At 40.3% G+C, this 11275-nt stretch carries 7 protein-coding genes; 6 read left to right on the plus strand and 1 reads right to left on the minus strand.

Annotation, left to right across the window (positions count from 1 at the left end):
- Nucleotides 1-267 precede the first annotated feature (267 nt).
- The 3 genes from ACM0OY_RS37730 to ACM0OY_RS37740 all read left to right on the plus strand — a co-directional run bounded on the left by ACM0OY_RS37730 (nucleotide 268) and on the right by ACM0OY_RS37740 (nucleotide 4757).
- Nucleotides 268-1323: a glycosyltransferase family 2 protein gene (locus ACM0OY_RS37730; protein WP_414573831.1), complete on the plus strand. Its 1056-nt coding sequence runs from the start codon at nucleotides 268-270 to the stop codon at nucleotides 1321-1323.
- 2 nt (nucleotides 1324-1325) lie between these two features.
- On the plus strand, nucleotides 1326-3170 hold the full coding sequence (locus ACM0OY_RS37735; protein ID WP_414573832.1) for an ABC transporter ATP-binding protein: 1845 nt from the start codon (nucleotides 1326-1328) through the stop codon (nucleotides 3168-3170).
- A 348-nt stretch (nucleotides 3171-3518) separates the two neighbouring features.
- On the plus strand, nucleotides 3519-4757 hold the full coding sequence (locus ACM0OY_RS37740) for a histidine phosphatase family protein (RefSeq protein WP_414573833.1): 1239 nt from the start codon (nucleotides 3519-3521) through the stop codon (nucleotides 4755-4757).
- On the opposite strand, the gene ACM0OY_RS37745 is transcribed toward ACM0OY_RS37740, so the two are convergent.
- On the minus strand, nucleotides 4747-5970 hold the full coding sequence (locus ACM0OY_RS37745; protein ID WP_414573834.1) for a peptidase: 1224 nt from the start codon (nucleotides 5968-5970) through the stop codon (nucleotides 4747-4749). The genes ACM0OY_RS37740 and ACM0OY_RS37745 overlap by 11 nt on opposite strands.
- Nucleotides 5971-6496: 526 nt before the next feature.
- On the opposite strand from ACM0OY_RS37745, the gene ACM0OY_RS37750 reads away from it, so the two are divergent.
- The 3 genes from ACM0OY_RS37750 (at nucleotide 6497) to ACM0OY_RS37760 (ending at nucleotide 11236) form a co-directional block, all read left to right on the plus strand.
- Nucleotides 6497-8569: a protein kinase domain-containing protein gene (locus ACM0OY_RS37750; RefSeq protein WP_414573835.1), complete on the plus strand. Its 2073-nt coding sequence runs from the start codon at nucleotides 6497-6499 to the stop codon at nucleotides 8567-8569.
- A 181-nt stretch (nucleotides 8570-8750) separates the two neighbouring features.
- Nucleotides 8751-10004: an O-antigen ligase family protein gene (locus tag ACM0OY_RS37755; RefSeq protein ID WP_414573836.1), complete on the plus strand. Its 1254-nt coding sequence runs from the start codon at nucleotides 8751-8753 to the stop codon at nucleotides 10002-10004.
- 53 nt (nucleotides 10005-10057) lie between these two features.
- On the plus strand, nucleotides 10058-11236 hold the full coding sequence (locus ACM0OY_RS37760) for a glycosyltransferase family 4 protein (RefSeq protein WP_414573837.1): 1179 nt from the start codon (nucleotides 10058-10060) through the stop codon (nucleotides 11234-11236).
- The last annotated feature ends 39 nt before the right edge of the window (nucleotides 11237-11275 follow it).

Raw genomic sequence — 11275 nt, forward strand, 5'->3', positions numbered from 1 at the left:
ACTCAATTGCATCGACCTGCAACTCAATTGCATCGACTCGCAACTCAATTGCATCAACCCGCAACTCAATTGCATCGACTCGCAACTCAATTGCATCGACTCGCAACTCAATTGCATCGACTAGAAAATTTACAGCACTATCCAGCAATTTCACATTTTATCCCAATTGTCAGCGAGGTTAGAACATAAACTGATACTAAAACCTTTACACTAAGAGACTTTTAAGCCCATTGCCTATTGCCTACTCTCTATTCCCTACTATTAACCATGAGCAAACCACAAATCACTATAATTGTTTCTCAGCGCGAGCGATTTAGTTACACCCGCGAATCGCTAGAAAGCATTTACGAACATACTCAAGTACCTTTTTCTCTAATTTATGTAGATGGCGGTTCACCGCAACATATCCACCGCTACCTCCAACAAAAAGCCCAAGAAAAAAAATTTCAATTAATTCGCACAGAACGTTACCTTTCACCCAACCAAGCCCGCAACCTCGGTTTACAACAAATTGATAGCGAATATTTAGTATTTATCGACAACGATGTAATTGTCAGTCCAGGTTGGCTAAATTCCCTACTCGAATGCGCCCAAGAAACAACAGCCACTGTAGTCTCTCCGCTAACTTGTATTGGTCAGCCTTTGGGAGAAACAGTACATCTGGCGGGCGGCGAAGCTCATATTGTTGTGGAACAAAAGGAAACTGGAGCCAAACGACGAGTACATGAAAAACATTACTTTGTCAATCGCAAAGTTGTTGAGGTACGGAATCAACTTCATCGCCAACAATGCGAGTTTGCCGAGTTTCATTGTATGTTAGTTCGCACTGAGATTTTTCGGCGAATCGGACTGTTAGATGAAAGATTGCTCAGTACGCGGGAACACATCGATTTTTGTCTGACGGTGGCTGAGGCTGGAGGGACTTTTTACTGTGAACCTACTTCGGTAGTTACCTATGTGCCAGGGCTGAAGTTTGAATTGCCAGAACTCGCATTTTTTATGTTGCGTTGGAGTAATGCCTGGGAAATTGCCAGTTTGGAACACTTCGCCCAAAAGTGGCATTTGACGATGAATGACAAGTATTTCAACAAGCGGTATCAGCGGATGGGGCATCGTCGCCATCAGGGATTTTTGAAGCCGTTGTTAAATCGCCTCACTTTTGGGCAGAATCCCCTGTGGTTGGAGAAAATAGCGATCGCTCTCGAAAGAAAACTAAACTATTATATTAGCGATCGCTACACTCACAACCAAGCCACACTTAATACAATCAAACCCGTTCGTGAGTTAGTCTCTCTCGTTCATTCCTTGGAGGGAGATAAATAATAATGCCGGCTAAAGATACCAAGAGTCTGAGAGCGGCTTTACCAGGAATTGTCCGGATTTTGCGGCGATTTTCACCTCAGTTAAGCAAACAAAAGACGCTGCTGATTGTTTCTTTTGCGGCACTAATGGCTGAGATTTTTTTACATTTGCTCGAACCTTGGCCGCTAAAGTTTATTTTTGATTACATGCTTGTGCCTGGTTTTCAATCTCAGTCTTGGGAAATTCCTTGGTTATCAGGACTGGGACAGTTTGGCCTATTAACAGTTTTAACATTAGGGTTAGTAGCGATCGCTTTACTTCGGGCTACTGCTGCTTACTTTAGTGTAGTGGGCATGGCGCTGGCAGCTAGCAATGTGTTGACTGAAATTCGCTCTGAACTTTACAGTCATCTGCAAAACCTCTCGCTGTCATTTCACCACAAAGCCAAGACGGGCGATTTAATTACCCGCGTTACCTCCGACATTGAACGACTGCGGGAGGTGACGGTGATGGCAGTATTACCCTTGATTGCCCATTCCCTCACCTTATTCGGGATGATTTTCGTCATGTTCTGGCTGAATTGGGAACTAGCACTGATAGCAGTCGGTGTATTTCCCTTGTTTGTTTTTTTCACCATACGGTTGACAAAACGCATCCGCCAAGTAGTGCGATCGCAACGTCAACGCGAAGGTGCAATGGCAGCAACAGCAGCGGAATCCATCGGGGCAATCAAAGTTGTCCAAGCCCTGTCCTTACAACATATCCTGGAGAACAGTTTTTCTCGTCAGAACCGCCAAAGTTTAAAAGAAAGTGCCAAAGCCCAAAAACTAGCAGCCGGATTAGAACGGATAGTAGAACTGCTAGTAGGCGTTGCCACAGCCTTGGTGTTATGGCGGGGTGTGCAGCTGGTATTGAGGCAAGCAATTACACCAGGGGATTTGCTCGTATTTGTCAACTATCTCCGCATTGCCTTTAAGCCGATGCGCCAACTTGCCAAATATACCGGACAAATCGCTAAAGCGACTGCCTCCGGCGAACGCATCCTAGATGTGCTAGATACCGTACCCGACATCCGCGATGCGCGGGGAGCAATGGACGCACCACCTTTGCGGGGAAGTGTGCGTTTTGAAAATGTCAGCTTTGCCTACGAACCGACAAACAGAATCTTACACAACATCAGCTTTGAAGTGCAACCTGGTCAACGGGTTGCTTTGGTGGGGCCATCCGGTGGCGGTAAGTCCACCTTAGTCAGTTTGCTGTTACGCCTTTATGACCCATTGTCAGGGCGAATTTTAATTGATGGTCACGACCTGCGGCAATACAAGCTGCAATCTATCCGCCAGCAAATTAGTGTGGTGCTACAAGATACAATTTTGTTTGCTGCCAGCGTCAAAGATAACATTGCCTACGGTTGTTTGGGGGCTTCTGACCAAGCAATTGAAGAAGCTGCGCGTCTGGCAAATGCCCACGATTTTATCATGGCGCTACCTGAAGGCTACGAGACAATTTTAGGTGAAAGAGGGGCGACACTTTCCGGAGGACAACGGCAGAGAATTGCCATTGCTCGTGCTGCCATTCGTCAAGCTGCCTACGTCATTTTAGATGAGCCGACCACTGGCTTAGACAACGAAAACGAACGCGCCGTCAACGAAGCACTCGATCGCTTAACTCAGAAATGCACCACTTTTGTAGTTTCTCATAACCTCAGAGCGATCGAACAAGCCGATGTAATTTTTTACATCGAAAACGGCCAGATTTTAGAGCAAGGTACTCACAAAGAATTGCTGCGCTTACGTGGACGATATGCAGCCATGTATGCCTGTGAAAAAGCAGTGGGAAGTGGGGAGTGTGGGAGGTCAGGGAGATGAGGGGAAAATAATAACTCAATGTGAGTTCGATGGCTCTAAGCTCAATCAAAAAACCTCTAAGAGGTTTTACTACGCAAAACCGTCCCTCTCCGACTCGGCTACCGTGTACACACATCTCTTTAAACAACCAAAATCGTCGTAGATCCCCCCTAAATCCCCCTTAAAAAGGGGGACTTTGAGAAGTTTTTGCCCCCCTTTTCCAAGGGGGGTTGGGGGGATCAAAAGCCTGTGGCGCAAATCTAGAAGACTTGTGTGTACACCGTAGCTCCGACTCGGAGAAGGACAGACTTCAACTTTAGTTCAAGGCAGGGAGAGGTTCATCGAACTCACGTTAACTCAACAATTCCTATGACTCGTGTAATTTTAGTCCGTCATGCTCAAAGTACCTACAATGCTCAAAAGCGTTATCAGGGAAGTTGTGATGATTCAGTGTTGACCGAGAAAGGACGCAGCGATGCTTACCAAACTGGTGTTGCTCTCAAAGGTATAGAATTAGATTTAATTTATACAAGCCCACTACGACGAGTCCAGCAAACTACAGTTGAAATTCTCAAAGGGATGGAAGCACAGCAAGAAAAGAGAATCTTAACATCTTGCCATCTCCAAGAAATTGATATGCCCGCATGGCAGGGACTTACTTACAAATACGTAGAAGAAAACTTTGCCGCAGACTATCGCTGCTGGAAGGAACGGCCACATGAATTTCAGATGGCAAAACCGCAGGTAGAAAAACAGTTAAAAACAGCAGGTGTAGCGGTTGCGACTTCGGTGCAGCAATGCTTCCCGGTACTAGATTTGTACGATCGCGCTCATCAATTTTGGCAGGAAATTTTGCCGCATCATGTAGGCAAGACGATTTTAATTGTAAGCCACAGCGGCACAATTCGAGCATTAATTAGTACTGCGATCGCCATGAAATCCCACCAATACCATGTCCTCCAACAATCAAACTGCGGTACCAGCATCCTGAATTTTCCTACATCCGGTCATCAGCAAGGCAAACTTCAAGCAATGAATATTACCACCCATCTAAGTGAAATACTCCCCAAGCTAAAAAACGGTAAACAAGGTCTGCGTCTACTTTTAGTCCCAGCCACAGGTACAGCACCACATTTAATTGAACAATTAGCTGAACGTCTTCAAACAGTAACAATAGATTTCATTCTCAACACCGATTTGGAAAGTTCCCAACAAAACCCCGAACAACTGCTGAAATATCCCAAAACCTTACAAATTCAAGTATTGCGCCAAGATTTTCCCGTTATCTGGCAGCAAATACTTTTATCTCAACACCCCGTAGTGCCGTCAAATAACATAGATTTAACCCGTCCCACAACAGGATTAGTTGTTGCTTGCCCCTCGATTATTGAGAACATCTTGGCTCACATCTTAAACACTTCACCACAGCACTTGCAACTGATCCCCGACACTCTAAGCGTTATTTACTATCCTCTAAAAAGCCCTACCCCCATTCTCCAAGCCATGAATATCACTGACTTTAATTGGGGAATGGGGAGTGAGGAAGATGAGGGAGCAAGGGAGAGAATAACTCCTAACTCCCCATTCCCAATCGAATTTAGAAAATAGTCAACCTATATTTACCCTGTTCCTGCGGATTTTTGGAAGTAACAACTATATAGTAAGTATCATCCTCAGGTAACCTAGCTCGGTCAATTAAAGCAGTATACACGCCACCTTTGTCTTTGTTTTGATCTACAGCTACGGTCTCCCCTTTAGAATTGAGCAAGGTTACGTAAGGAGAAAACTCTTCATCAACACTATCTACACGAATGCTTATCAGCTGATTTTTTCTACCTTGAAAATTAGAAACATTGTAAGCTCCGCCATTTTGTTTCAAGGTTGAACTATTAGCACTTAGTTGGCCTGATTCATCCAAAGTATAGCTAGCTCTATCATTCCTCAGAGCCAAACTATAGCGGCCTATCTCACCGGCATCTTGGCTAGTAACTGCAATCTTATAAGTGCCATTTACAGGCAATCGTGCAAAAATGAATGCATCATCGCCATCACTGCTTTTGTTTAAAGTACCTTTTTTGACGATGATATTATTATCGGGATCGTGCAAAAACAATAACGGTTTTAAACTCAAGTTATTTGTTTTGCGGTTATCGTTACTGCCAATCAGTCTAATTTGAACTAATTGATTTTCTCTACCTTCAAACTCGTAGAAATGGAAATATCTACCTTGAGATTGAAAGTCTCTTTTATCTAGAATACCCAATGCGACATCTACAAAGTTAATCTCTTTGTAAGTAGGTGCCGGTGGATCCTGAAGATTTTGATTGTTTACAGCTACATTAGCACTTGGCTTGCGAACTCTGGCTGAGCCATTATTAGAACGATTTGCATTTGAGTTAGCAACTCTACGTCCAGACGATCTCGAACCAGAGCTATTGCTGGCACGGTTAGCATTTGAATTAGAAGCTCTACGTGCAGACGATCTCGAACCAGAGTTATTACTTGCAGCGCTAGAAGAACGCTGGGAATTTTGTGTGTTAGACGAGATCCGACGAGTCTGCTGTTGTATTGGTGATTCAACAGGTTGTTTCCGTTTTGGAGATATTGCCGCATTAGAAAGAGGAATTTGCTCAATTCCTTTCTTTACTGCTTCTGGTTGTCTCTCATCTGGAGATTTAGCAATTAAAAAGTTTTGAGAATTTTCAGGTCTTCCCAAAGCACTGATAGGCAGCCCATTACTTGCGATTAACAAACTACTACTCAAGCAACAAATTAAAAATTGATTTAATTTGCGACGATAGTTGTTGTTTTCTAGTAGCATAATTACGCTCCTAATTTTGCTGAAAATTTGTATCTAGGGAATAAATTTAATTTTGTCTGTTTTTACCCCAGTTCAATCAAGTTGAAATTTTTGTGGACTAAATTGAAATTCAACTTCGTCATTCTTTATTCTGAATTTTGATTTCTGAATTCTGGATTCTGATTTTTTGCCTCAATTTAGACTACCAGAGTAAATTTCAAGTTGGTAGGTATATACTTAGCTACAAACTGAAATTACTGCTTTGCGGATTTTTGTCGAGACATTTTTGCCAAACTGAGCCAAATCCTGTCGGGCTACTAAAGAGAGGATGCATACACAATGGATATGTGGAATTAACGCCAATCAATTGCTTAAAAGGCATTGTTCAAGCACAACTTTTTTTTAAGTTATTTAAATTGTTGAATACCTGATGAGGTAAGGAAATTGGCGATTTGTATGCTATTTGAGTGAGATTAACTAACAAGAGAGATTATACTGCATGACTTAAGATGAATATATACCCCCAATATGGAAATGGATTCCCAGTATGCTCTGTTGTGTGAATCCCGACTGCCAAAAACCCCTAAATCCTGATGAAAACAAGTATTGCCACAATTGTCGAGCGGAATTGATACCCCTACTGGGAGGTCGCTATCGTCCGACTCAGGTATTATCAGATGAAGGCGGATTTGGTAGAACCTATCTAGCGGAAGATGTACACAAGCTTAATGAATGCTGTGTTGTCAAACAATTTGCACCAAAACTTCAAGGAACCGGCCCACTAACAAAGGCTGTTGAACTATTTAAACAAGAAGCCAGCCGGCTTCAAGAATTAGCAGAACATCCCCAAATTCCAACTTTATTGGCTTATTTTGAGCAAAGTGGTTATTTATTTTTAGTGCAGCAATTTATTAATGGACAAAACTTGCTCAAAGAATGGGAAACGCGGGGAAACTATAACGAAAGAGAGATTCGAGAACTTTTGCTAGATTTACTGCCGGTACTTAAGTTTATTCATGTACGAGGGGTAATTCACCGAGATATCAAGCCACAAAATATTATTCGTCGTCAAAGTGATGGGCGATTAGTGTTAATTGATTTTGGAGCCTCCAAGCAGCTAACAGCAACGGTGCAGACCAAAATTGGCACTGTCATTGGCTCACACGGTTACACAGCACTGGAACAAATGCAAGATGGTAAAGCCTACCCAGCCAGTGATTTATTCAGTTTGGGAGCAACTTGTTTTCATCTACTGACAGGGGTTCGCCCATCTCAACTGTGGATGCAGCAGGGTTATGGTTGGGTTGCATTGTGGCGACAATATTTGAACACTCCGGGTAGAGACGGGATTTCTATGTCTGTAGAGTTGGCTCAAGTATTGGATAAGCTGTTGCAACCAGACATTCAAAAGCGTTACCAATCGGCTGATGAAGTCATCACTGACTTAACACCCAGGCTACCACCACCATTGTCACCAGTCCCCCCAACTGTACTTACACCAACATTCAGAACTACTTCAGCAAATACGGCGCTAGTTTCACCAAAACCAAATAACAACCTCAAAACTCAACTGCTGTTAGGTAGTAGCGTTTTGGTGTTGGGATTGGGGGGACTTTGGTATTTCCAAACTCGTCCCGATGAAGTCAGCCAGCTTTCTGAACCAATTTCTCAGCCTGTCACTGCCTCACCCTCACCCAAAGACGTCTTGGAAGTTCCTTATCTAACCAAATCCCTGAAAGGGCATTCCAGTGATGTGAATTCCGTAGCTTTTAGTCCTGATGGTACAACCCTTGGTAGTGCTAGTGATGACAAAACAATCAAGCTATGGAATCTGGCAACCAAAGAACAAATCCGCAGCCTTGAAGGACATTCTAATTGGATTTGGACTATAGCCTTTAGTCCTGATAGCAAAACCCTCGCCAGTGGAAGTGCGGACACGAAAATTAAAGTGTGGAACTTACAGACAGGAAAGTTAATTCGCACTCTCGAAGGACATGGCGACGGAGTAACCTCAGTGAATTTCAGTCCTAATGGCAAAACCCTTGCCAGTGGAAGTGCTAGTAAGGATACGAAAATCAAACTGTGGAATCTGGAGACAGGAAAGTTAATCCGCACTCTTGAAGGACATACCAATGGTGTTCAATCTGTAGTTTTCAGTCCTGATGGCAAAACCCTCGCCAGTGGTAGTTGGGATAAAACAATTAAACTGTGGAATTTGGAGACAGGAAAGTTAATCCGCACCTTAGAAGGAAATGGAGGGTCGATTCTTTCAGTTGCTTTTACTCCTGATGGCAAAACCCTTGCTAGTGGTAGTAATGATAAAACAATTAAATTGTGGAATCTGGGAACGGGAAAGTTAATGCATACGTTAAAGGGACATAATGATAAGATTAACTCCGTCGCCTTTTTGCCAAGCACAGTTTTCAATAGTATCATCCTTGTCAGTGGTAGCAGTGACAGGACTATCAAACTATGGAATCCAGTAACAGGAGAAAAAATCCGCACTTTAGAGACGGGTTCTGGATATATTTATGCAGTTGCTATCAGCCCAGATGGACATACTATTGCCGGCGGTGGAAGTGGTGAAAATATTTTGAAAATTTGGCAGACAATTCAATAAAAACTACTGATAGCAAATTAATTGTGAGCTTGATATCGGTGGAGGACTAAATTGTGATAATATCCTCCACAGGTTTAAATTTTTTAACTTAGAAAAATATGAAAATCTCCGGTTAAAGCTATGAATCTAGGTTTTAATCTAAATTTTATGTTGTCAAAAAATTATCTCAAACTAAAAAGTTATGATTAATATATTTTTCCTACTCATACTATTTTCTTCGCTTTTAGGTCGGATTAAATTTCCTGGACTCAATATTGGTATTCATTATTTATTACTTCCTGCCTTCAGCTTTGGTATAATTAGTTTGTCTTTAAAAGATACAAGAGAACTTATAAAAAAAAATAAAATTATTTTGATAAGTGTTAGTATATTGTATTTATGGATGTGGGTTTCTTCATTAACTAGCCAATTTCCCAGTACCGCTATTACTTATAGTATTAAATACTCTAGTTATTTTATATTATTTTTTGCTTTTCTAGTCTTAACTTTTAGAAAGCTCAAAACATCATCTTTAACATTTTACTATCGTTGTATATTGTACTTATTACAAATAATTGGAGTTTTGGGTTTTTTAGAAGCTTTAGTTCCCAATCACTGGCTTTTTGAATTATTAAAATTTCCCAGTTTTTATCCTCAAATTGGTTCAATAATGCAAAATCCTAATCAGTTTGGAGTAATAATGGGTATTGGTTTATGTTTAAGTCTAATTTTAGAAAAACAAAATAAAATTTCTGCAATTGAATTATATATAAGCGAATTTGTTTTTTTAATTTCCCTAGCGTTGTCTGCCAGTAGAAATGCTTGGCTAATTTTTATGTTTGGTTTAATTATTTTATTGGTATATAAAATTATTGATTTGAAAAAGATGATTTTTATTATCAGTCTATGGCTTTTGTGTATTCTAACTATACCAGTATCTACATATAGAATAGGTTTGGGAGATAGTAAAATATTTCCATTAATTAATTTATTTTCAGCGAATCCGAGTGAAATTGCACTTCCTAGTCCTGTAGGAACAGCGTTGTCAAGATTTGCTCTTTGGAAAGCAGCGATTATTGAAACTATTAAAAGACCATTGACTGGTATAGGTGTAGGAGTTTTTGCAGAACATATAGGAACTAAAGTTTTTGGCCCTAAAGGTTTTCATGCACATAATATATTTTTAAATGTCCTAGTAGAACAAGGAGTGCCTGGATTATTGATTTTTACTAACTTTTTAGTAGTAATTGCATCGAAAGTTAAACATGTTAATCCCGTGGCGATCGTTCCCATTATGATGTTTTTAGCATCTCAAATGCCAGACTTTTTTGCTGAAGATTATACCTTTACAACTATTGAGTTTTATTTTCTGGCAGCAGCTATCAATTCTAAGAAAATTGTGCCTGAAAATTCAGGAGTGCAGTCTTTGACTCCGCTGCTTAGTTCTGAAATGTAATAATTTTTTCATCCAGTAAATCAGTTAAACGAGTTACAATACTTAAAAAAGATATGATAAATCAGCGTCATTTTCAGTTAATATTTCCCAATATATTTGGTTTTAAGGGAGGTATTCAAGTTTATTCAATATTTTTGCTGAGAGCATTACAAGATTTATATCCTGAGGCTAATTATGATGTGTTTCTCAAGTATGATAAGCACAATTTAAAACAAGAGCGAGATTTGCAATTTTTAAATTCGACAAAATTTCATTATTTTGGAAATTTACCAAGATTGTTGCAAACTATTTTATTTGCTATCAAAATAATCATTTTTGCTATTTTTCAACGTCCTACCATAATCATATCAACACATGTTAACTATGCAACTGCTTGTTATATTATCAAACTGATAACGGGGATTCCTTACTGGGTAGTTGCTCATGGCTTAGAAGTTTGGGATATTGATAACAAAATTACAAAATTGGCATTAAGAAAAGCAGATAAAATTATTAGTGTTAGTAATTACACTCACCAGCGCTTGCTTGAAGAAAAAGATATTGATTACCATAAAATTGTGGTTTTGCCTAATACGTTTGACGCTAAACAATTTCAAATCCAGCCTAAACCTACTTACTTACTCAAGCGATATAATTTAAGACGTGAACAGCCTATAATTCTGACGGTAACCCGCCTGGGACGCATGGCAAAATATAAGGGGTATGACCAAATTATTCATGCTTTAGTTAAAGTGCGATCGCACATTCCTAATGTTCACTTTATTCTTGCAGGTAAAGGGGATGATTTACCTCGAATTAAAACTTTAGTTAACAGCTTAAATCTGCAAGATTCTATTACCATTGCAGGGTTTATCCCAGATGAAGAATTGTGCGCTCATTACAATCTCTGCGATGTTTTTGCTATGCCTAGTAAAGGAGAAGGATTTGGTATTGTTTATCTGGAAGCTTTAGCTTGTGGTAAACCCGTCTTGGCGGGTAATCAAGATGGTTCTGTAGACCCATTGGCACAAGGAAAATTGGGATGTTTAGTTGACCCTGATAACGTCGAAGAAATTACCGATAATCTGATTCAAATCTTGCAAGGTAATTTCTCTAATCCAGTAGTTTATCAACCAGAATACCTGCAACAAAAAACTATTGAAGCTTATGAATTTAGCCAGTTTCGTGCAAAATTAGCAAAGTTATTTGGTTTAGTAGGGAATAGGGAACAGGCAATAGGCAATAGGCAATAGGCAATAGGCAATAGGCAATAGGCAATAGGCAATAGGCAA

The sequence above is a fragment of the Nostoc sp. CCY 9925 genome (assembly GCF_963920935.1).
In the GTDB taxonomy this organism is placed as follows: Bacteria; Cyanobacteriota; Cyanobacteriia; order Cyanobacteriales; family Nostocaceae; genus Nostoc.

Coding starts and splice junctions, on each gene's coding strand:
- ACM0OY_RS37750 (WP_414573835.1), top strand. CDS start 6,497: ATGCTCTGTTGTGTGAATCCCGACTGCCAAAAACCCCTAAATCCTGAT.
- ACM0OY_RS37730 (WP_414573831.1), top strand. CDS start 268: ATGAGCAAACCACAAATCACTATAATTGTTTCTCAGCGCGAGCGATTT.
- ACM0OY_RS37745 (WP_414573834.1), bottom strand. CDS start 5,970: ATGCTACTAGAAAACAACAACTATCGTCGCAAATTAAATCAATTTTTA.
- ACM0OY_RS37735 (WP_414573832.1), top strand. CDS start 1,326: ATGCCGGCTAAAGATACCAAGAGTCTGAGAGCGGCTTTACCAGGAATT.
- ACM0OY_RS37760 (WP_414573837.1), top strand. CDS start 10,058: ATGATAAATCAGCGTCATTTTCAGTTAATATTTCCCAATATATTTGGT.
- ACM0OY_RS37740 (WP_414573833.1), top strand. CDS start 3,519: ATGACTCGTGTAATTTTAGTCCGTCATGCTCAAAGTACCTACAATGCT.
- ACM0OY_RS37755 (WP_414573836.1), top strand. CDS start 8,751: ATGATTAATATATTTTTCCTACTCATACTATTTTCTTCGCTTTTAGGT.